The organism is Acetivibrio mesophilus (assembly GCF_004102745.1).
Classification (GTDB): domain Bacteria; phylum Bacillota; class Clostridia; order Acetivibrionales; family Acetivibrionaceae; genus Hungateiclostridium; species Hungateiclostridium mesophilum.
This window is the reverse complement of sequence record NZ_RLII01000006.1, coordinates 154692-178199: the sequence shown is the minus strand read 5'-3', so window position 1 is coordinate 178199 and position 23508 is coordinate 154692. Positions and strand designations below refer to the sequence as shown.

Below are 23508 nucleotides of genomic sequence, written 5' to 3'. Positions count from 1 at the left end.
GGTATTCTCTTTAGTAAGAGCCATAGCGATAACCTCCGTATGTGTTTTGTGGACACAAATATCATACTAGGTTTCTCGCTGTGGTTCTACTTTTTTTGCCCTGTTGCATTTAATTTTACAATGAACCATATCTTTTTGATTTTCCAATGTTTTTATTTTGTATTTACAATCTTTTTTTAATCTTTGTACACAATGTATCAGAATTAATCCACAATATCCACAGGTTTATCCACATCTTTGACCGTATGGGACAACTGGGTTTAAGTAATATTTCCACAATATTCACACGACATATTTCAACAGCGTTCGTCAAGATAATCATATTTTTTTATGGGTCTTTTGACCTAAATTTTGATATTATTTTTCAAATAATTTATGTAAACACTCTGTTTTGCAATTACCTTTTAAAGAAAACATTTGTCTGAAAGCCTTGAATTTGCTGACTCCTGACACAACCCACTTACACTTAATGGATTAAATTCCGACAGACAGCAAAAATTAAGACAAAAAAAATATAGTCCTATATTACTATATCTATTCCAATCCATCTTCCTGTACTTATGACATTTCATACCAAAATTTGCTGTTATAAAAAAAATAAACTTGCTGTGGATCAACTAAAAAGTTATCCACAGCTTTTTACCTTTCACCAAGCTTTAATCCGGGTACTGCATTTAAATATACATCGGATGTATGTCCCTTTAGAAATTCATAATAAGCGGCACATGCTATCATTGCAGCATTATCGGTGCAAAGTATCGGCTTTGGATAAAATACCTCCAATCCGGATCTTTTAGACTTTTCCATAAGTTCGCTGCGCAAAAGGGAATTTGCAGCCACCCCACCAGCTAATGCGACTTTTCCCACTCCTTTGATTTTTGCCGCCGAAACAAGATTATCTGTAAGAACATCCACAACTGCCGCCTGAAAACTGGCACATACGTCTTCCACACTGTACTTTTCGCCCTTTTGCTCCATGGTATTAAGATAATTAAGTACCGACGTTTTCAGCCCACTAAAGCTAAAATCCAAGCTATCGCCACCGAAATGCACCCTTGGAAATTCAATTGCCTTGCTATTTCCCAGCTTTGCAGTTTTATCAATTATCGGCCCTCCGGGATATCCCAAGCCAACCGCTCTGGAAACCTTGTCAAAGGCCTCTCCAGCAGCATCATCTCTGGTTTTGCCCATTATCTCAAAACTGTCATAATCCTCTACATATACAATATGACTGTGGCCCCCAGAGGCAACCAAGCATACAAAGGGTGGCTCCAGCATGCTGTGCTCTATATAGTTGGCAGCTATATGTCCCTCAATATGATGTACTCCGATAAGTGGCTTTCCCAAGGCAAATGCCAGAGCTTTTGCTGCCGAAAGCCCTACCAGAAGCGCTCCCACCAAGCCAGGTCCATATGTTACCCCTATGGCATCCAGCTGCTCCATTTTGATTCCGGCTTCCTCGAGACTTTGGTGTATAACCGGCATTATGAGCTCAACATGCTTTCTTGAGGCAATTTCAGGCACTACACCTCCATATTTTTGGTGAAGACTAATCTGAGATGATATAACATTCGAAAGCACCTGGCGTCCATTTTTCACAACCGATGCAGAAGTCTCATCACAGCTTGTCTCTATTCCCAATATAAAAATGTCCTTCATTTAAACACCCGCTTTATAAATTTTAACAATAACAATACTTGATATATTGCGGAAAATTCAGCTTCTAGCCTGCAAAAACAGATGCTTTAACTGCATTCTCATAAAAAATCCTTTTCGCAACATATAATAATATATTATTATTAAAATTTAATTTTGTAAATGCCCTCCTTTTTTAGGCTCCTGACGCGCTCAATATATTGACAGCTTTGCTCTCAATCTGAATATTATCCGTAGTTTCCTGACCGATGCCAAATACCACTCCTATAACTTCAAATATATCTTCTACCGGTATCACTTCAATATCCATATCCTCAAATATCTCCTGCCAGTTTTCCTTCGCAATAAGTACCTTCTTTATTCCTGCATTTTTTGCTGCTTCAATCTTTGCTACAACACCACCAACAGGCTTTACTTTTCCCCGGATCGAAATCTCACCGGTCATTGCGATCTCACTGCTTATAGGCAGGTTGTTGATGGCAGAATAGACTGCCGTAGCTATGGCAATACCTGCCGATGGCCCATCTATGGGTATGCCTCCGGGGAAATTCAAATGAATGTCATAATCCTCGAAATTAACGTCAAGAACCCTCTTCAAAACTGTCATGACATTGTCAACCGAAGACCTTGCGGAGCTTGTTCTTCTAAGTTTATGCCCTCGCCCATCCAATTCCTCTTCTTCGACTATTCCGGATATCTTGATGTTACCCTTACCACTGTTAGTCCTCATGGCACTGACCTCTATCTCAATTATTGTGCCGGTGGAGTTGCCGAATACTGCAAGACCGCTTATACAGCCAACCTGCTCGCCTTTTGTCACCTTTTTCTCGATTCGTGGACTATAATGTCCAAACTCTACTACCCATTCAATGTCTTTTCTTTCTATAAGGCGCCTGCCATCCACAAGCGCAACCCCTCCTGCAATCTGCACTATATTTACAGCGTCACGCCCATTCTGAGCGTATTTGGCCACCAGCTCGGCGCATCCTTCCTCAATAGCAAACCCGCCCTTTTGCGCCGCATTTTTGGCAATCTCCCCTATCTCCGAAGGAGTTAAAGGCCTAAAGTATATCTCCACGCATCGGGATCTAATTGCTGCAGGAATTTCCTCCGAAGTTCTGGTGGTTGCCCCTACAAGTCTGAAATCCGCAGGCAGACCCTTTTGAAATATTTCATGTATATGAGACGGAATGTTTTTGTCCTCGGAGCTGTAATATGCACTTTCCAAGAACACTGTTCGGTCCTCCAGGACCTTTAGGAGCTTATTCATCTGTATTGGATGGAGCTCACCTATCTCGTCCAAAAAGAGTATTCCCCCATGGGCTTTAGTTACCGCACCGGGCTTAGGCTGAGGAACTCCCGCAACTCCATAGGCCCCAGCTCCCTGATATATCGGGTCATGAACCGAGCCAATCAATGGGTCGGCTATACCCCTTTCATCAAACCGTATTGTTGTCGCGTCTACTTCTACGAACTTTGCTTCCTTTCTAAAGGGAGATATTTCACTTTTCTTTGCTTCTTCAAGTATTACCCTTGCTGCCGCTGTCTTGCCCACACCCGGCGGGCCATAAATTATTACATGCTGAGGATTGGGCCCGCAGAGAGCTGCCCTTAGTGCCTTAATTCCCTGACTTTGCCCTACAATTTCCTTTAACGAAGAAGGCCTTGTCTTCTCTGATAAAGGTTCAGAAAGCCTGATCTCTTTTAGTTTTCTTAGTTTCTCCAGCTCCTTTTTTGACTCTTTATCAATGGCACTTTTGTTGCTCTGCTGTGTCTTAAACAGATTCAAAAAATATAATCCTATTATAATCGAGAAAAAAAACTGTATGATGAATAGAGTAGTTGTAAGCATTTTTTGTCCTCCCTGAATCATTATTAATTTGTAAATATAGGCAAACCAGACAACTATCTGTGCTGTATTTATATTATTTACGTTGTTAGATATTTTATCCTGATATCTGTGTAAAGTCATTTTTATCCATATGCAAATTTCTATGAAACAAAAAAAGAGCCTTAAAGGAGATTTTTCTCCCTTTTAGCTCTTTTTGCTTTGTCAGTATTTATTTTTTTGCAAGTTTCTAGGATGCCGACTCTTTCTTTACACGGGATTTTTTATTCGCTGGCTTTTTTATCGATTTCTTGTTCTCATTTATTATTATAGTTGGTGTTATCATTTTTTCAACAGTATCCCGGGTAACTATACATTTTTCTACATTCTCCTGTGACGGTATATCATACATGACATCCAGCATAGTTTCTTCGATTATTGCCCTCAATCCTCTGGCACCGGTATTTCTCTCAATTGCTTTATCAGCTATTGCCTCAATAGCTTCTTTTTCAAACTCCAAAATTACGTCATCCATCTCAAAAAGCTTCTGATATTGCTTTACAAGAGCATTCTTTGGCTCGTTCAATATCTTCACGAGAGCTTCTCTGTCAAGAGAATGCAGAGTTACTATAACCGGCAACCTTCCTACAAACTCAGGAATAAGTCCGAATTTCAACAAATCCTGTGGAAGGATGTTTCTTAGTGTTTCTCCCAGATTAGCTTTTTTGGGGCTCTCTATTTTGGCGCCAAAGCCCATTGTCTTCTTGCCTATCCTGTTTTCAATAATTTTGTCTATTCCATCAAAGGCACCGCCGCATATAAAGAGAATATTAGTGGTATCAATCTGTATAAACTCCTGATGAGGATGCTTTCTACCACCCTGAGGAGGCACCGAAGCAACTGTTCCTTCAAGAATCTTTAAAAGTGCCTGCTGTACACCTTCTCCGCTAACATCCCTTGTAATGGAAGGATTCTCTGATTTCCTGGCAATCTTGTCGATTTCATCAATATATATTATGCCTTTTTCTGCCTTCTCAATATCATAGTCCGCTGCCTGAATAAGCTTTAAAAGGATGTTTTCAACGTCTTCCCCTACATATCCTGCCTCGGTAAGAGAAGTAGCGTCTGCTATCGCAAAGGGAACGTTCAATATTTTTGCCAGGGTCTGTGCCAGAAGCGTCTTTCCCGAACCTGTCGGTCCAAGCATAACGATATTGCTTTTTTGCAGCTCAACATCCGACCCCTTAACATCCGAATTAATCCTTTTATAATGATTATAAACTGCTACAGCCAGTGACTTTTTAGCAGATTCTTGGCCTACCACATATTGATCCAGTATTTCCCTTATCTCACTGGGCTTTGGTATATCGTTGAGTTCTGCATCGGCTTTTGCTTCTTCAAACTCTTCCTCAATTATTTCCGAGCAAAGTTCAATGCACTCATCGCATATATATACTCCAGGTCCAGCTACCAGTCTTTTTACCTGCTCTTGGGTCTTGCCACAGAAGGAGCATTTCAACTGCTTCTTTTCATCATACCTGGACATCCTACCACCTCATTTATTTTCTTCTTTCCATAACTTCATCAACAATTCCGTAGGCTTTGGCTTCTTCTGCAGACATAAAGAAATCCCTTTCTGTATCCCTTTCAACCTTTTCCAACGGCTGACCTGTTCTTTCACTTAAAATTCTATTCAATTTGTCTTTCATCTTGAGTATTTGCTCTGCGTGAATCTTTATATCAGTCGCCTGACCTCTAGCGCCGCCTAAAGGTTGGTGTATCATGATTTCACTGTTTGGCAAAGCGAATCTTTTTCCTTTGGCACCAGCCGCAAGAAGAAACGCACCCATACTTGCCGCCATACCTATACAGATGGTAGAAACATCCGGCTTTACATACTGCATGGTGTCAAATATGGCAAATCCTGATGTTACAGAACCACCAGGGCTATTTATATATAACTGTATATCCTTATCGGGATCTTCTGCTTCCAAAAACAGCATTTGGGCAACAACAAGGCTTGCAGTTACATCGTTTACTTCATCGCTTAAGACTATTATCCTGTCTTTTAAAAGCCTTGAATAAATATCATATGAACGTTCACCACGGTTTGTCTGTTCTACTACTACCGGTACTAAACTCACAATATCGCCTCCCTGTCTAATTTGAAGTCTTATATATGTTTTCCCATATTATCAATAAATTAAACTCTGTTTATGATATTTTTGCATTTTGAACCAAAAATTCAACCGATTTTCTCAATAATATTGTTGCCTTGATATATTCTATATCGTCATCTCTTAAATGTTTCTTAAAATCTTCTTGTTCCATATTATAACTTTTAGCAATTTTTTCAGTCTCTTCATTAAACTCTTCATCGGACACTTGGATATCCTCTGTCTTGCCTATCTTTTCCAATACGAGCTGTCTTTTAATATCATCATGTGCCCTGTCTCTAAGCTGGCTTCTGAAGGTATTATAATCGGTACCCATAATCATGAGATATTTGTCAAGATCCAGACCTTGATAGTTAAGTCTCATATTGTAGTCACGAACAATACCGTCTATTTGTTTCTCAATCATTACCTCAGGAATATCCACCTGGGCATTCTCAACTACTTTTGCTACTACTTTATCCTCCAACTCGTGCTTAGCCTTATGCTCAGCATCTCCTGTGAGTTTTTTCCTTATATCTTCCTTGTACTCTTCCAAGGTATCAAATTCACTTACATCCTTTGCAAATTCATCGTCAATAACAGGCAGTTCCTTAACCTTTACATCATTAACAATTACTTTGAACAATGCCGGTTTGCCCGCGAGTTCTTCCTTGCCATAATCTTCAGGGAAAGTAACATTTACATCTATATCGTCTCCGGGCTTTCCGCCGATAAGCTGATCCTCAAATCCCTCAATAAATGTTCCCGAACCGATTTCCAAAGTATAGCCGCTGGCTTTTCCTCCTTCAAAAGGTTCACCGTCTATAAAACCTTCAAAGTCTATATCGGCTATATCGCCTTTTTCTATACCCCTGTCCTCCACCGAAATGATTCTTGCGTTCTTTTCTGCAACAGCCTTAAGTTCTTTATCTACATCCTCATCGGTGATATTAACCTCTACCTTTTCAACCTCAACGCCCTTGTATTCTCCCAATTCCACTTCGGGCTTAACAGTCACACTGGCAGTAAATACCAGGTTTTCTCCTTCACCGAACTTCTTGATATCTATGCTCGGTCTATCTACAGGATAAATATCATTCTCTTCGATTGCTTTATCATATGCATCAGCACATACAATATTTATAGCATCTTCATAAAAAACTTCTTTTCCATAATATCTTTCGATGATATTTCTAGGAGCTTTTCCCTTTCTGAATCCCGGAACATTGAACTTTTTAGAATTCTTCTCATAAGATTTCTGTACAGCCTCTTCGAATTTCGCCGCTTCTACTTCAATCTCCAACTCAACAATGTTTTTATCTTTCTTTTCTACCTTAACATCCATTTAAAACTTATCCTCCCGTTTTTTAGGTTTTCATACTGTATTTTATATTTATTTTTTGCTTAACCGTAAATCTCTATTTAATAATTTATCATACTCAAAAAGCGCTTCTTTCAATCGGTCTAGTACTTATTAAAATAGCCATTACATTATAACATAATATGTTTTGAAAATCCAATACATAGGCTTAAAAATTTTACAAACTTAGCCGAAGCGGCTCAAAATTTAAATAATCCGCTGAAACCAGCTTAAATTCAATGTCTTCCACCAGCCCTGTGACAGCGCCTTTGAAACTGTTGCCATGCAAATGACCGTAAATACACATTTTTACATTATATTTCCTCATTATTTCCACAAAATCCGAGGGGTCTCCTGTCGGATTAAAGGGTGGATAATGCATTGCTACAATGATACTTCCACCTTCCGATAAATCCAATGCACTTTTTAACGAAAGGTCCAGACGATTTAGCTCGCGGTCATATATTTTCCTGTCCTCTGCCCCAAATTCATCATCTCCGGGACACTTCCAGCCTCTTGTACCACATATCACAAATTCATCCACTCTAAGGCTGTTGTTATGCATAAAGCTTATAGTTTTAAAATCATGCTCCAGAAGGAATTTCTGCAGCTTGCTCATAGTTGTCCACCAGTAATCGTGATTGCCCTTTGAAATTATTTTCCTTCCAGGAAGTGCCTCAATAAACTTAAAATCCTCCACGGCCTGCTCCAGATATGTGGCCCAGGAAATGTCTCCGGGTACAATTACATAGTCATCTACTCCAACAGTTCTTTCCCAGTTATCCTTTATTCTCTGCATGTAATTAGACCATCTATCTCCAAAAATATCCATGGGCTTATCAATGCCATAGGCCAGATGCAGGTCGGAAATTGCAAATACCGCCATTTACTTTTGCTCCTATTGTCTAAAATAATCATAAATTTTTTGGGCCAGTTCGTTGCTGATTCCTTTAACTTTTGCAATTTCTTCCGGATTAGCCGCTTTAATACCTTTAACCGAGCCAAAATGCTTGATTAATGCCTTTTTGCGTTTTGGCCCAACTCCTTCTATATTGTCCAACACAGAACCGCTATATCTTTTGGTTCTAAGGGTTTTGTTGTAATCTAAAGCGAATCTATGGGCTTCATCCTGAATAGCTGTCACAAACCTCAACAGAATGATGTCCTTTGAAAGGTCAAACTCGTGTTTTCCCGACACCAGCCCTCTTGTTCTATGGTGATCATCCTTTACCATTCCATATACGGGAATGTTAAAATCAAATTCCTCCAATGTGCTGCGGACCGCATTCACATGGCCTATGCCTCCATCCACTAGCAAAATATCCGGAAGCACCCCAAATCCTGTGTTTTTCCCGTCACCAATATCTTTTTCGTCATCGGCACTCTTGTCAAGCATCTCTTTTTGGGCTCGCTTAAATCTTCTGTAAATAACCTCCTGCATGCTCTGATAGTCATTCTGAATATTGGTTGACTTTATCTTAAACCTTCTGTAATCACTCTTTTTAGGGGAACCCTTTTCAAAAACCACCATTGAAGCAACAATTTCAGTGCTTCCTGTATTTGATATGTCATAGGCCTCTATTCTTTCCGGCAGCCGTTCTAGGTTCAAAAGCACTTTAAGCTTTTCCATGCCCTCTATAGCCAGTGCAGTCTCTTTTTTTATTCTTTCCTTGAATTGGCTGAGCTCAATCATAGCATTCTTAGATACCATCTCCACAAGCTTGAGCTTTTCTCCCTTTCTCGGTACCCTTATGTGAGTCTTTGTGGATCTTTTGCTGCTTAGCCATCTTTCAATAATACCTATTTCATCAATATCCTCCTGGAGAATTAACTGATTGGGAACATAGGCAGCACTGCTGTAAAACTGCTTGACAAATGCTGTCATCAACTCGCTATCACTGACATCAGCAGTTCCTTCTAAAATAAAGTGCTCTCTGCCAATCAGCTTTCCACCTCTGATGAAGAATACCTGTACGCACGAGTCTGTTTCACTCTTTGCAAAAGCTATGACATCCTGATCTTCCATTGCTGTAGATATAATCTTTTGCTTCTCTGCAATATGCCGTAAACTATTGATTTTATCCCTTATTTTTGCGGCCTTTTCAAATTCCAGATTATCCGATGCTTCCTTCATATCCTTCTCAAGTCTCTTAAGTATATTCTCCTGCCTTCCTCCTAAGAAGCTGCAAATATCCCGCATCAGAGCTCTGTACTCATCCCTGCTCACATTGCCCTGGCAGGGTCCAAGACACTGATATATATAATAATTAAGACATGGCCGCCCTTTTCCGATATCCCTAGGAAGCACCTTGTTGCAGGTTTTTATCGGAAACAGCTTCTTTACAAGATCAATCGTCTCCCGAACGGCAAACACGCTGGTATACGGTCCGAAATATTTAGCTCCGTCCTTTTCAATCCTGCGTGTCATCAAAATACGGGGAAAATCCTCGTTCATTGTAACCTTTATATACGGATAGCTCTTGTCATCCTTCAATAATATGTTGAACTTGGGCCGATGCTTTTTGATAAGGTTACATTCAAGTATTAAAGCCTCTAGCTCCGTATCAGTAACAATATATTCAAATTCCTTAATATGAGAAACCATGGCCCGAACTTTCGGAGTCTGATTTGACAAGGATTGAAAATACTGTCTCACCCTGTTTTTTAACACAACGGCTTTTCCGATATAAATTATCTCTCCATTTATATCTTTCATAATATAAACGCCCGGTTTACTCGGCAGCTTCTTCAATTCCTCTTGAATGTCAAACACTTTTTTCACATCCTGCTTTTTATCCATTCTGAAAGCATGTCCTTTACCTCCTGAAGACTTCTGCCCTCCATTGCCCTTCTTGCTGCTTCCTTTGCTTCATCAAGCTTTACCGTTCTTATGAAACGGCCTATATCTTCAATATAAGCAGGGCCCATGCTCAAATCCTTTACGCCTATTCCCAACAGCACTATTACCGCCATAGGATCTGTTGCCATTTCTCCGCATACGCTCGCCGGCTTGTTCTTTTCAATGGCCTTATCAACACAATATTTTAATGTTTGCAGAAAAACAGGCTCAAGGTATGATCTCATCTCCAAGGTTGAACACTTTCTGTTCTGTTCGCATATTTGGTGCAGCATATCATTTGTGCCTATGCTTATAAAATCCACCTCATTCAGAATTTCCTCAATGATTTTGACCGATTCTGCTGTCTCTATCATGGTTCCTATTCTGATGCTTTTTAGAGGTTGTCCATTTTTCTCTGTCAGCTCCACACTGACCTCTTCTATTATGCTTTTTACTTCTTTTATCTGTTTTATCGAATCCACCATAGGAAAGGAAATGCTTACTTCACCAAATTCCGCCGCTCGCATTATCGCACGAATCTGTGTTATAAGCTCCTTCTTGTGCTCTAGAGATCTTTTTATTCCTCGTGGGCTTCGGCTTAGGGACTGGTCATTAATCCCCAGGGCCCCCGGAACTTTATCCCCGCCAATATCCGCCGTCCTTATGACTACAGGTTTTCCAGATATCTCTTTGGCTATTTTAGAGTAAATTAGATACTGCCTTTTTTCATCCGGTATCTTTTTATAGTTAATAAAAAGGGACTCGGTTCTGACAAGGCCTACACCGTCAATCCCAAGACTTTTTGCAGCAAAGAATTCCTTTACGCTGCTGATGTTTACAAATAAACCCACCCTGTGTCCGTCGGCAGTCTCAACAGGCCTTCCTTCAAACAGTATACCGCTATTTTTGCTGTCTTTTATGCAAAGAGGCTTTCGCGATGAACCAAATTTGAAGTCGTCCATTTCACGTTCCGTTGGATTTACAATAAGTATGCCCTTTTCACCGTCTATTATTGCAGGGTTGTCATGAAATTTTTCAATCTCGTCGATGCAAATACCATTTATTGCAGGTATTCCCGTACTCCTTAAAATTATTGATGCATGAGTAAAATAACCGGCACCCTCCTCTGCCACAACTCCCTTGACTTCTTTTTTTGCAAGGGATGCTGCAATTATCGGTGTAAGCTCCTTAATCACAACAATCTGCTCGCTGTTTATTTCCTTGATTTTGATGTCATTTTCATCGGATATGCCGCCGGATATGTTCTTAATTAGTCTCTTTGCTACATCATTCAGATCAAAAACACGCTGTTTTATATATTCATTATTGCTCTCGGATATTTCATCTATATACTTCTTTATGCAGGTATGTATTGCCATATCTGCCCTATATCTTTCATTCTTTATTAAATTTTTAATTTCCTCGAAGAATGTTCTATCATCGAGTATTTCTTTATAAAAATCAAAAATCCGGTTCTCCTCTTCACTGAGTATTCCTCTAAAACCGTCATTCAGATCATAGATTTCTATAAAGGTTCTGCATATGGCTACTTCAAGATTTGTAATCTGAGCTTCCACTTCAGATTCATCTATAATATCCTCATTTATTTCAATATCAGATTCCTTTATTATAAATACTTTACCCACTCCTGTTCCGGTTGAAACAGGTTCACCTTCGAAGTTCTTTCTCTCCATAGCTCAAACGTTTTCCCCGAGACCAGATACAAGATAATTCTCCAATTCATCCGAGGCTTCCGCTTCATCCTCACCTTCAGTGATGAGCATAATCTTACTGCCTTTTCCTACCCCTAATGATAGAAGCCCTAAAAGACTCTTTGCATTGGCCTTCCTTTCGCCCTTTTCAATCCACACATTTGATTTATAATTTGATGCTTTCTGAATAAACATTGCTGCAGGCTTTGATTCCAGCCCCAAAATATTATTAATTGTAATTTCTTTCTTAATCATCTTTTTTACAGCCTCCCAAATAATCTCGAGTTCTTTGCATTTCATAATATTTATATCATTATTTCCGGAATAGTTCCATATTTTTTGGTGAATTTCCGCCCTTATTCACCAACATTTATTTTATCATAAATATTTGACAAAGCAATGTTATATTTGTTTTCGCCTTTACACTATTTCCTGATTTCATATAATCGTACCGTCACTTTTCCGTCGGATATCTCCGATTTGATGACTACGGGATTTTGACGATTGTTTTTAAACCTAAAGTCAGAGGAACCATAGGATACCATTGCATCCTTACCTTGATCCACATAGGGCACCTTTTTAGAATGCGAATGCCTTTCGGTTATTTCTAAGCCTGCCTTTTCCACTGCATTATACAATGTGGTGGACAGCTGACAGATTCCTCCTCCTACTGCGTATGCCTTAATGGGTCCGCTTTCTGTTCTTTTTATTATCGGTGCCTTCTTGTATCCTTTTTCCGCTGTTCTTCTTCCTAATGTCTCATTAAATGAAAACTCCTGTCCGGGCAACACCTTCTCATTATTAAGACAATCCGATGCAGTATCGATATTGTCCACCCGGTTTTCGCTGTCATCCAACAATGGAGTTGTGAAAGTCCCTATCTCTACCAGCTGCTTTTCTACGTCTGCTCGGGTTATGTTGGGCTTTACCTCTTCAATTATTGGTTCTACCCTTTCCCCTTCTTTTGCGTTAAGAACAGCCTCAAGAGTAGTTTTTATATTCACTCTTTTGCCGGGTGCTTCCGGTATAATCTCTACATTTTCCTCATTTAGAACCGCATCCTTCGGCGCTACATCAGTACTATTTGAAATTTCTTTGATAATTTGCTCAACCTCGGCTTTACTCTTACCGCCGACATTAATATCCTTAATATAAACATTATTTTCTACTTTATTTTCTACTATGTTTTCTACTTTTCCCTCATCGGAATCGCAGCCAACTGCTGCAATGAGAAGAAAAGCAGCCATAAAAGTTGCAAGTATTTTCTTCAATGCGATTTTATCTGTCATATCAGATTCCTTCCTTCTAGATTTTTTATAATAAAATCTATATTATGTACTCTGTATATCAATAGTTCTATGAGAGTACTTAAACTGAATATTCATTAAGCACTCTCATAAAAAGTACCTTATTTATAATTTTTATTTTGCTACTTAATTAGTATCCATACAATGCATTCCCGGCAAGCATTATAATAATAACATTAAATACTATATTAATTAGGGCAAGCGAAATATTTGCTATAATTACTGCATTTCCGCTTCCTCTCATCTGCCTGTTTAGAATTACTCCAAAAGTTATCCCCGCTATAGCAATCAGTGGTGATATAAATATCGTCATAACTGCACTTATCCAGCCTAAAACTACATATAGCTGATTTATTCTTTTAAGAGCTATTGCACCTTTTTCATTGTCACTTATTTGGTCATTGCCGATAAAAAATTGCTCATTTTCTTCTATTTGCTCTTTTTCGTTGCGGTCATTTCTTTCTGCTGTAATGATTTCATTTTCTTTATTAAAATCATCAGTCATCGAAATCACCTCCGTTTGATTATTATTAGTGTTATGAAAACATATAATTCAAGTATTATTTTCATAAACAAAGAAAACGAAGCCTTTATAGAAATGCTTCGTTTTCCTGTTAATTTATTAGTTCTGTTTTTCTATTTTTTTCCGTTTGGTTGTGATGGCGATATGCCCTTTTGAGTTAGCCTTACCGAATTGATTTCATACATTTTTGACATTAAAACAATTACAAAAAGACCTATTAGAAGATAATAAAAATCTGAAAATGCTGATTTTAGGCTTGTAGTACCGTAAACAACAAAAGCAATCAGCAAATCTATTCGAGTCAGCAAGCCATAGACAGAGTAGGAGAATGATTCCGGTAAACCTACACCAAGCATCAAACCGAGAATGCTCTCTCTGCAAAAAACTGCAAACATTAAAGATACAACCCAAAATGCAAAGCCAAACATAAAGTATGATATTAAAACTTTCTTCCTTCTCTGTTTTTTATCATAAATGTTAAGCGCATTAATCTTTTTCATTACAGTATTTTCAAAATCCGCAGGAGGCTCAATAGGGATTTCTTCTTCAAGAACAGACACAATGCTTTTTAATTCACTAAACTCCAAGTTGCATGCATTGCACTGTTTCAGATGCTTATCCAGTTCAATTTGTTCAGCTTCTGTTATAACTCCATCCATATACTTCATAATATACTCGTTATATCGCTCACAATTCATAAAATTCCTTCCTTTCTTTCGGAAGATAATGCTTCTCTCAACATTAGTCTGGCTCGGTAAAGCCTGTTTTTAATAATCGACATCGGTTCGTTTAGAATCTGCGAAATTTCCTCGTATGAAAGTCCATTTCTATGGAATAGAATCAATGGTATACGATACTTATCCGGAAGTTTTGACAATTCATCATTAATTCTTTGCCTTTTTTCCTTTTTCAAGTATCCTTCTTCAGGAGTATCAAAATTACTGGAAACACCAATTGCTTCATCTATTGAGATTGAGTCTATTTTCTTTTTCCTCAGGACATCCAGGCAATAGTTGGTAGTAATTTTCACCGACCAAGTAGAAAACTTGTATTCGGGATTATATTTGTCCAATGACCTGTAAATCCTGATAAAAACCTCCTGAGCTATGTCATTAATCTCTTCCCGGTTATTTATCATATTATATATTACATTATATATCAATCTTTTGTATCTTGCCACCAATTCGGAAAAAGCATCACTTTCACCGTCAAGGCTTCTCTTTATCAGGTCCGTGTCCGGTGTTTCCAAGCATTTTTCACCTCCCAAAATACCGAAATTATCTGTATATCGATTGTCCTCTATGCAGCCATTTACATGCCGGTATTTTCAATTGCTATAATTGAAATCCGTTTACATTGCTATAACCTACGATACACCTATAATATTATTATACGTTATTCTGATGCCCATGTCTGATTTTTAATGCGAACCAAGAGCAAAAGCTCGGGACATTGATTCCCTTGGCTTTTGCCTCTTTCATTTCACTCCAAGACGCTAAAATATAAAATGAGCCAGAGTACAATACTCTGGCTCATTTTATATATCGCATCTAATAATTATTCAATTATCTTTGATACGTTTCCAGCTCCTACAGTTCTACCACCTTCACGGATAGCGAACTTCAAACCTTCTTCCATAGCGATAGGAGTTATCAATTTGATTTTCATTGTTATATGGTCACCAGGCATAACCATTTCAGTTCCCTGAGGAAGTTCAACTACTCCAGTAACGTCAGTAGTTCTGAAATAGAACTGTGGTCTGTAGTTGTTGAAGAAAGGAGTATGTCTTCCACCTTCTTCTTTAGTCAAAACGTAAACCTGTGCTTCAAAATGAGTGTGAGGTTTGATTGAACCCGGTTTTGCAAGAACCTGTCCTCTTTCTATTTCAGTTCTTTGAATACCTCTTAAAAGTGCTCCTATGTTGTCACCTGCAACAGCCTGATCAAGAAGCTTTCTGAACATTTCTATACCGGTGATAACTGTCTTTCTTGGAGCGTCAGTCATACCAACGATCTCAACTTCGTCACCCATCTTAAGGATTCCTCTTTCAACCCTACCTGTAGCAACAGTACCACGACCAGTGATTGTGAATACGTCCTCGACAGGCATAATAAATGGTTTGTCAGTTGCTCTTTCAGGTGTTGGAATATATTTATCAACTTCAGTCATGAGCTTCATAATTGGCTCATACTCTGGAGCATCAACTGTATTAGCTGATGATTCAAGAGCAACAAGTGCTGAACCTCTTACTATCGGAATATCGTCTCCAGGGAATTCATAGGAGCTCAGAAGCTCTCTAACTTCCATTTCAACCAATTCGATAAGTTCTTCGTCATCAACCATATCACATTTGTTCAAGAAAACAACTATGTATGGCACACCAACCTGACGAGCCAAAAGAATGTGCTCTCTTGTCTGAGGCATTGGGCCATCAGCAGCTGAAACAACGAGGATAGCTCCATCCATCTGAGCAGCACCAGTGATCATGTTTTTAACATAGTCAGCATGGCCTGGGCAGTCAACGTGAGCATAGTGTCTTGTGTCTGTTTCATACTCAACGTGAGAAGTTGAAATTGTGATACCTCTTTCTCTTTCTTCTGGAGCTTTGTCAATGTTGTCATATGAAGTGTAGTTTGCCTTACCCTGTAAGCCCAAAACTTTAGTTATAGCTGCAGTCAAAGATGTCTTACCATGGTCAACGTGACCTATTGTTCCAATATTAACGTGGGGTTTGTTTCTTTCAAATTTAGCTTTTGCCATTATTAATTCTCCTCCTTTTTCAGTTCACCAACTGATTAATTTATAGTTTAATTTTTTCTTCAGGAAATATACAGAAGTCTGTATATTTCCTGAATTTTATGCTTATTTCAATTATTCAGGCTATAAATAATGCAGATTAGTCATTACCTTTAGCTCTGCCACTTATTATCTGCTCCTGAATATTCTTAGGAACTTCCTCAAAATGGCTTATTTCCATGGAGAATACACCTCTACCTTGTGATCTTGAACGCAAGGCTGTAGCGTATCCAAACATTTCAGCCAAAGGAACATTGGCATGTATAACCTGTGCTCCTCCTCTTGCTTCCATTCCCTCAATTCTTCCTCTTCTTGAGTTCAGGTCACCCATAACATCACCCATGTACTCTTCGGGAACAGTAACAACTACTTTCATAATAGGCTCGAGAAGAACAGGGTTTGCCTTTCTCATACCTTCTTTGAAGGCCATAGAACCGGCAACCTTAAACGCCATTTCCGATGAGTCAACCTCATGGTATGAACCATCGTACAAAGTTACTTTAACGTCAACAACAGGATATCCTGCCAGAACACCGTTATTCATAGCACCCTGAATACCTGCATCAATCGGTGCAATATATTCTTTTGGAATAACACCACCGACGATTTTATTAACAAATTCATATCCTGCTCCAGGTTCTCTAGGCTCTATTTCTATCCAACAGTGACCATACTGACCCTTACCGCCTGACTGTCTAATATACTTACCTTCTGATTTGACAGTCTTCTTAATTGTTTCTTTATAAGCAACCTGTGGATTACCAACATTTGCCTCAACCTTAAACTCTCTTAACAGACGGTCAACGATAATATCAAGGTGAAGCTCACCCATACCAGCTATTATAGTCTGTCCCGTTTCTGTATCAGTATAAGTTCTGAATGTTGGATCCTCTTCAGCTAATTTTTGGAGCGCTATGGACATTTTTTCCTGTCCCGCCTTTGTCTTAGGCTCAATAGCAACGTGGATAACCGGTTCTGGGAAGTTCATGGATTCAAGAATAACAGGATTTGCCTCATCGCAGAGAGTGTCTCCTGTAGTAGTATCTTTTAATCCAACTGCTGCTGCTATATCACCGGAGTAAACCATATCGATTTCTTCTCTATGGTTTGCATGCATCTGCAGTATTCTACCTATCCTCTCTCTTTTGCCTTTAGTGGCATTGAGAACATAGGAACCGGAGCTGAGCTTTCCCGAATAAACTCTAAAAAAGCAAAGCTTACCTACATACGGGTCTGTCATAATCTTAAATGCCAAAGCCGAGAATGGAGCATCATCATCGGCATGTCTTTCGATTTCAGTCTCTCCGTCAACAGCTACACCTTTAATAGCTTCAATATCAACCGGAGAAGGCATATAGTCGACAACTGCATCTAAAAGACGCTGAACTCCTTTATTCTTGTATGAAGAACCACAGAGCACAGGTATCATTTTTACGGCAATGGTAGCCTTTCTGATAACTGTCTTTATTTCCTCTTCTGTAATATCTTCACCTTCAAGATACTTCATCATGAGTTCTTCGTCGTGCTCTGCCACATTCTCCAACAGATTAAGACGGTATTCATCAGCCAGTTCTTTCATATCATCAGGAATATCTCTTTCCTGAATATCTTTTCCCAAATCATCCATATAGAAGAAAGCTCTCATCTTTACAAGGTCAATTATTCCCTTAAAATGATCTTCCTTGCCTATTGGAAGCTGGATGGGAACTGCATTTGCCTGAAGTCTGTCCTTCATCATTTTTACACAGTTAAAAAAGTCTGCTCCCATTATATCCATCTTATTTACATATGCCATACGAGGTACTTTATATTTATCAGCCTGTCTCCATACAGTCTCAGACTGAGGCTCAACTCCTCCCTTGGCACAGAACACTGTAACTGAACCGTCAAGAACACGAAGTGACCTTTCAACTTCAACTGTAAAATCAACGTGCCCTGGCGTATCAATTATGTTTATCCTCGTATTCTTCCATTGGGCAGTAGTGGCAGCTGAAGTTATGGTTATACCTCTTTCTTGTTCCTGCTCCATCCAGTCCATAGTTGCCGCACCCTCATGAGTTTCTCCTATTTTATGAACTCTACCGGTATAATACAGGATACGCTCAGTCGTTGTGGTTTTACCAGCATCTATGTGAGCCATTATTCCAATATTTCTTGTATTCTCTAAACTAAATTGCCTGGGCATTTTAACCTTCCTTTCAAAAATCGACAAATCTAACAAACACTATTGCCACCAAGCGTCTTAGCATGCTAAGATTACCATCTGTAATGTGCAAATGCTTTGTTTGCTTCTGCCATTTTATGAGTGTCTTCTTTCTTTTTATATGCTGACCCTAAATTATTTGTAGCATCGAGTATTTCTCCTGCAAGTCTCTCTTTCATTGTTCTTTCGCCTCTCAGTCTTGCATAAGTCACTAGCCATCTGAGGCCAAGAGCCTGTCTTCTGTCGGGTCTTACTTCAACAGGAACCTGATATGTCGCTCCACCAACTCTTCTAGCTTTTACTTCCAACACAGGCATAACATTGTTTAGAGCCTGCTCAAATACTTCCAGCGGATCTTTGCCTGTTTTGTTCTTAATGATATCAAAAGCTTCATAGCAGATTTTTTGTGCTACACCCTTTTTTCCATCAATCATTATATTATTGATAAGTTTTGTCACTACCTTGTCATTATATAATGGATCAGGTAATACATCTCTCTTTGGTACATGTCCTTTTCTTGGCACTTTTCTTCCCTCCTTTTCATGATATAAACAATATCATCGGTACTCGCCGACCATACAGTAAGAAATTTCTGAGGTCGCCGTCAGTGCTACGTACTTGCTAATATACTTGCGGATATTTATATATATAAACAACGTACTTGGCACTATTATTTTGTTACATTGCAGTTTTTTCATACATCGTATATGCACGTTGCACGAATTTACTTTCCTGCCGCACCAGCCTTTGGCTTTTTGGCGCCATATTTAGAACGACCTTGCATTCTCTTGGCAACACCAGCAGTGTCAAGAGTTCCACGAATGATATGATATCTAACACCAGGAAGGTCTTTAACCCTTCCACCCCTTATCAGAACTACACTGTGTTCCTGAAGATTGTGACCAATACCGGGGATATAAGCTGACACTTCAATACCATTAGTTAAACGTACCCTTGCAACTTTTCTCAATGCTGAGTTCGGCTTCTTTGGTGTTGTTGTCTTAACAACTGTGCATACTCCTCTTTTTTGAGGACTGCTTATGTCTGTTGGCAACTTCTTTATTGAGTTAAACCCCTTTTGAAGCGCTGGAGCCGTAGACTTTTTCTGAAGGTCCTTTCTACCTTTTCTAACTAACTGGTTAAACGTTGGCATCTTTCCACCTCCTTTCAAGTTTCAAATAAATATATTTCTAAACAAAAGTTAGAATACGCCAAGTCTAAGCACTAATAAATAAACAATACGGTTAAAGCAAACATGCAACAGCTGCGCCTACATCTATATTACAGGCCTTTCCCAGCTGCTTCATTGTGTCAACATATACTATCGGTATGTTATTTTTAATGCAGAGCTCTTTAATCCTGGCAACAACACGCTCATCCGCATCTTCGGCAATGAATACCTGTTTTGCCTTCAATGCTTCAACAGCTTTTATGGATTGTTTCAATCCTACAGTTTTATTACTGTTTTTCAGAATTTCAAGCACTGTTTACCCTCCCTGTCAACACAGGCTATTCTTCAACTCCAAACTAACAGATAGCACAAATTTACACACTGAATCATTTTATCACCAACAAACTACATTTGTCAAGATTTTTGATTCAGTGTGTTTTTATGCCAATTTGACTATTCTGTTACCGTACTTATACTAATATCTTTATATCTACTCATACCAGTTCCGGCTGGTATCAGCTTTCCTATAATTACGTTTTCCTTAAGTCCTACAAGTGGGTCAATCTTGCCTTTTATTGCGGCCTCAGTGAGTACTCTTGTAGTTTCCTGGAAGGATGCCGCCGACAGGAATGATTCCGTAGCCAGCGCAGCTTTCGTGATACCAAGAAGAGTTCTCTTTGCAACAGCCGGTCTCTTTCCTTCAGCCACCGCTTTAGCATTCTCCTCTTCAAAGTCAAATACGTCTACAAGGCCTCCCGGCAGAAGGGATGTATCCCCTGCATCTTCAACTTTTACTTTCCTAAGCATCTGTTTTACAATAACTTCAATATGCTTGTCATTGATATCAACACCTTGAAGCCTATAAACCCTCTGAACTTCGTGAACCAGATATGCCTGTACTCCAGATACACCTTTAATTTTCAATATATCATGAGGATTTACCGAACCTTCTGTAAGCTCATCACCGGCTTCAACAATATCACCTTCGGATACTTTTATTCTCGAGCCATATGGAATCAGGTAGTTTCTAGCCTCACCATCTTCTGAGGTTACAATCACTTCTCTCTTTTTCTTGGATTCGGCGAACTTGACTGTACCCTTTATTTCTGAGATTATCGCAAGTCCCTTTGGCTTCCTTGCTTCAAACAATTCCTCTACACGAGGAAGACCTTGGGTTATATCATCTCCGGCAACTCCACCGGTATGGAATGTTCTCATGGTGAGCTGCGTTCCAGGCTCGCCTATGGACTGAGCAGCTATTATACCTACAGCCTCACCAACATTGCACTCTTCTCCAGTCGCAAGGTTTGCACCATAGCACTTTGCACAAACTCCATATTCAGAGTGGCAAGTTAATACCGACCTTATTTTTACTTTTTTAATTCCAGCTTTTACAATTCTATCGGCATCCTGATCGGTTATCATTCTTCCCGTTTCAACCAGTACTTCACCTGTTTCCGGATGTAGTACGTTTCCGGCAGGATATCTACCAACAATTCTTTCTGCCAATTCTTCAATTATTTCATTTCCGTCTTTTATGTCCGCTACTTCTATTCCTTTTCTGGTTCCACAATCATTCTCTCTTACAATAACATCCTGACTGACATCAACAAGACGTCTTGTCAAATAACCTGAGTCAGCAGTTCTTAACGCCGTATCTGCAAGACCCTTTCTGGCACCGTGGGTGGATATGAAGAACTCCATAACGTTAAGACCTTCACGGAAGTTTGCCTTTATCGGAACCTCTATGGTCTTACCGGATGTATCAGCCATAAGTCCTCTCATACCGGCCAGCTGTTTAATCTGATTGATATTACCTCTCGCTCCGGACTGTGACATCATATATACCGGATTAAATCTGTCAAGGTTGCTTATAAGTGCTTGGGTAATATTTTCAGAAGCCTCTGTCCATGCAGCTATAACGGAATTATATCTTTCTTCATCGGATATAAGTCCTCTCTTAAACTGCTTTGTTATTCTTTCAATTCTACTTTCGGTTTCTTTTATATAATTAGCCTTTACTTCAGGTATAACCATATCCGATACGCTTATGGTTATTGCTCCCTTTGTGGAATATTTAAAGCCCAATGCCTTTATTCTGTCGAGCAATATTGCAGTCTCTGTGGTTCCATGTACCTTTATGCTCTTATCGATTATTTTCCTGAGCTCGCTTTTTCCAACAAGGAAGTCAACTTCAAGATCAAACAGATTATCCGGGTTGCTTCTGTCTACAAAGCCCAAATCCTGTGGAATAGCTTCATTGAATATGAGCCTTCCTAAAGTTGTCTCCATTATTTTTGACTTTTCAACACCATCTATAATTTTCTTTATTCTTACTTTTAGCTTTGTATGAAGCTCTATTTCTCCGTTGTCATAAGCCATAACAGCTTCATTAATAGATGCAAATACTCTGCCTTCTCCTTTTGCACCTTCTTTTAAAATGGTCAGATAGTAACTACCCAAAACCATGTCCTGTGTCGGAACCGCCACTGGCTTACCATCCTGTGGTTTTAGAAGGTTATTGGCTGACAGCATCAAAAATCTTGCTTCTGCCTGAGCTTCCGCGGAAAGAGGTACGTGAACAGCCATCTGGTCACCATCAAAGTCAGCGTTGTATGCTGTACACACCAACGGGTGAAGCTTTAGAGCTCTACCTTCAACAAGTACAGGCTCAAAAGCCTGAATTCCTAATCTATGCAGTGTTGGAGCACGGTTCAAAAGCACTGGGTGTTCTTTGATAACTTCCTCCAAGACATCCCATACTTCATTCCTTACTCTTTCAACCATTCTCTTTGCGCTCTTTATATTATGTGCAAGACCGTCATTAACGAGCTTCTTCATGACAAAAGGCTTAAACAACTCTAATGCCATCTCTTTCGGAAGTCCGCACTGATATATTTTCAGTTCCGGTCCAACAACTATAACCGAACGACCGGAATAGTCAACACGTTTTCCCAAAAGGTTCTGACGGAATCTACCCTGTTTACCTTTCAACATATCGGAAAGGGATTTAAGAGGTCTGTTTCCAGGACCTGTTACCGGTCTTCCTCTTCTTCCATTGTCTATTAATGCATCTACTGCTTCCTGAAGCATTCTCTTTTCATTACGTACAATTATGTCCGGTGCTCCAAGATCTAAGAGTCTTTTCAATCTGTTATTTCTATTTATAACCCTTCTGTAAAGGTCATTTAAGTCTGAAGTCGCAAATCTTCCTCCATCAAGCTGAACCATCGGCCTTAATTCAGGTGGTATAACAGGAATTACATCCAGTATCATCCATTCAGGCTTGTTATGCGACTGTCTAAAGGACTCAACCACTTCAAGCCTCTTTATAGCTCTTACTCTTTTTTGCCCGGAGGAATCATTGAGCTCGGCTCTAAGCTCGGTTGAAAGCTCATCAAGATTAACCTCTTGAAGAAGCTCCCTTACCGCTTCTGCACCCATTCCGGCACGAAACTTCGGTCCAAACTTCTCCATACTGTCCCTAAACTCTTTCTCCGACAATATTTGCTTTTTAGAAAGTGGAGTCTGACCCGGGTCAATAACAACATAAGATGCAAAATAAAGTATTTTTTCCAAGGCTCTTGGAGACATATCCAAAAGCAACCCCATTCTGCTTGGTATTCCTTTAAAGTACCATATATGGGATACTGGCGCCGCCAGTTCAATATGTCCCATTCTTTCTCTTCTAACCTTCGATCTGGTGACCTCAACTCCACATCGGTCACACACTATGCCCTTATATCTGATCCTCTTGTATTTTCCACAATGACATTCCCAATCCTTTTGGGGTCCGAATATTCTCTCACAAAAAAGTCCATCTCTCTCAGGTTTCAATGTTCTGTAGTTTATAGTCTCAGGCTTTTTCACTTCACCCCGTGACCATTCTCTAATCTTTTCTGGAGAAGCTAAACCAATTTTCAATGAATCGAAGTTATTAAGTTCAAACACGGCCTT

19 protein-coding genes are annotated in these 23508 nt (G+C 39.4%); all 19 read right to left on the bottom strand.

Going from position 1 to position 23508, the window contains the following annotated elements; genetic code table 11:
- Nucleotides 1-639: 639 nt before the first annotated feature.
- The 19 genes from tsaD to rpoC all read right to left on the bottom strand — a co-directional run bounded on the left by tsaD (nucleotide 640) and on the right by rpoC (nucleotide 23502).
- Complete coding sequence (gene tsaD / locus EFD62_RS07515; protein WP_128705922.1) at nucleotides 640-1659, bottom strand: tRNA (adenosine(37)-N6)-threonylcarbamoyltransferase complex transferase subunit TsaD; 1020 nt, start codon at nucleotides 1657-1659, stop codon at nucleotides 640-642.
- Between the two features lie 172 nt (nucleotides 1660-1831).
- Nucleotides 1832-3508: an ATP-dependent protease LonB gene (gene lonB / locus EFD62_RS07510; protein WP_069195768.1), complete on the bottom strand. Its 1677-nt coding sequence runs from the start codon at nucleotides 3506-3508 to the stop codon at nucleotides 1832-1834.
- Nucleotides 3509-3734: 226 nt separating this feature from the next.
- Entirely contained in the window at nucleotides 3735-5030 is a 1296-nt protein-coding gene (clpX, locus tag EFD62_RS07505; protein WP_069195767.1) for an ATP-dependent Clp protease ATP-binding subunit ClpX, read from the bottom strand.
- A 13-nt stretch (nucleotides 5031-5043) separates the two neighbouring features.
- Nucleotides 5044-5628 (bottom strand): ATP-dependent Clp endopeptidase proteolytic subunit ClpP, encoded by a 585-nt coding sequence (gene clpP / locus EFD62_RS07500; protein WP_069195766.1) that lies wholly within the window; start codon nucleotides 5626-5628, stop codon nucleotides 5044-5046.
- Nucleotides 5629-5698: 70 nt separating this feature from the next.
- Nucleotides 5699-6985, bottom strand: a complete 1287-nt coding sequence (gene tig / locus EFD62_RS07495) for a trigger factor (RefSeq protein WP_069195765.1) — start codon at nucleotides 6983-6985, stop codon at nucleotides 5699-5701.
- Nucleotides 6986-7178: 193 nt separating this feature from the next.
- On the bottom strand, nucleotides 7179-7886 hold the full coding sequence (locus EFD62_RS07490) for a metallophosphoesterase (protein ID WP_069195764.1): 708 nt from the start codon (nucleotides 7884-7886) through the stop codon (nucleotides 7179-7181).
- Nucleotides 7887-7898: 12 nt separating this feature from the next.
- Nucleotides 7899-9773, bottom strand: coding sequence for an excinuclease ABC subunit UvrC (gene uvrC, locus EFD62_RS07485; RefSeq protein ID WP_069196404.1), 1875 nt, complete (start codon nucleotides 9771-9773; stop codon nucleotides 7899-7901).
- Nucleotides 9774-9778: 5 nt separating this feature from the next.
- Complete coding sequence (ptsP, locus tag EFD62_RS07480; protein ID WP_069195763.1) at nucleotides 9779-11533, bottom strand: phosphoenolpyruvate--protein phosphotransferase; 1755 nt, start codon at nucleotides 11531-11533, stop codon at nucleotides 9779-9781.
- A gap of 3 nt (nucleotides 11534-11536) precedes the next feature.
- Nucleotides 11537-11806 (bottom strand): HPr family phosphocarrier protein, encoded by a 270-nt coding sequence (locus EFD62_RS07475; RefSeq protein WP_069195762.1) that lies wholly within the window; start codon nucleotides 11804-11806, stop codon nucleotides 11537-11539.
- 170 nt (nucleotides 11807-11976) lie between these two features.
- On the bottom strand, nucleotides 11977-12840 hold the full coding sequence (locus EFD62_RS07470) for a VanW family protein (RefSeq protein WP_069195761.1): 864 nt from the start codon (nucleotides 12838-12840) through the stop codon (nucleotides 11977-11979).
- Between the two features lie 148 nt (nucleotides 12841-12988).
- A complete protein-coding gene (locus EFD62_RS07465) occupies nucleotides 12989-13363 on the bottom strand; it encodes a hypothetical protein (RefSeq protein WP_069195760.1) in 375 nt (124 codons plus the stop codon).
- 131 nt (nucleotides 13364-13494) lie between these two features.
- The gene (locus EFD62_RS07460; protein WP_069195759.1) at nucleotides 13495-14079 is read right to left on the bottom strand and encodes a zf-HC2 domain-containing protein; all 585 of its coding nucleotides are present in this window, start codon (nucleotides 14077-14079) and stop codon (nucleotides 13495-13497) included.
- Nucleotides 14076-14630 (bottom strand): RNA polymerase sigma factor, encoded by a 555-nt coding sequence (locus EFD62_RS07455; protein WP_069195758.1) that lies wholly within the window; start codon nucleotides 14628-14630, stop codon nucleotides 14076-14078. The genes EFD62_RS07460 and EFD62_RS07455 overlap by 4 nt, the downstream gene beginning before the upstream one ends.
- Nucleotides 14631-14938: 308 nt before the next feature.
- Nucleotides 14939-16141, bottom strand: coding sequence for an elongation factor Tu (gene tuf, locus EFD62_RS07450; protein WP_069195757.1), 1203 nt, complete (start codon nucleotides 16139-16141; stop codon nucleotides 14939-14941).
- A gap of 136 nt (nucleotides 16142-16277) precedes the next feature.
- The gene (fusA, locus tag EFD62_RS07445; protein ID WP_069195756.1) at nucleotides 16278-18362 is read right to left on the bottom strand and encodes an elongation factor G; all 2085 of its coding nucleotides are present in this window, start codon (nucleotides 18360-18362) and stop codon (nucleotides 16278-16280) included.
- A 71-nt stretch (nucleotides 18363-18433) separates the two neighbouring features.
- Nucleotides 18434-18904, bottom strand: a complete 471-nt coding sequence (gene rpsG / locus EFD62_RS07440; protein WP_069195755.1) for a 30S ribosomal protein S7 — start codon at nucleotides 18902-18904, stop codon at nucleotides 18434-18436.
- A 200-nt stretch (nucleotides 18905-19104) separates the two neighbouring features.
- Nucleotides 19105-19533 carry a 30S ribosomal protein S12 gene (gene rpsL, locus EFD62_RS07435; protein ID WP_069195754.1) on the bottom strand — a complete coding sequence of 143 codons (429 nt, stop codon included), beginning with the start codon at nucleotides 19531-19533 and terminating at the stop codon, nucleotides 19105-19107.
- Between the two features lie 91 nt (nucleotides 19534-19624).
- The gene (locus tag EFD62_RS07430) at nucleotides 19625-19864 is read right to left on the bottom strand and encodes a ribosomal L7Ae/L30e/S12e/Gadd45 family protein (protein ID WP_069195753.1); all 240 of its coding nucleotides are present in this window, start codon (nucleotides 19862-19864) and stop codon (nucleotides 19625-19627) included.
- A gap of 140 nt (nucleotides 19865-20004) precedes the next feature.
- Nucleotides 20005-23502 carry a DNA-directed RNA polymerase subunit beta' gene (rpoC, locus tag EFD62_RS07425; RefSeq protein WP_069195752.1) on the bottom strand — a complete coding sequence of 1166 codons (3498 nt, stop codon included), beginning with the start codon at nucleotides 23500-23502 and terminating at the stop codon, nucleotides 20005-20007.
- Nucleotides 23503-23508: the final 6 nt, after the last annotated feature.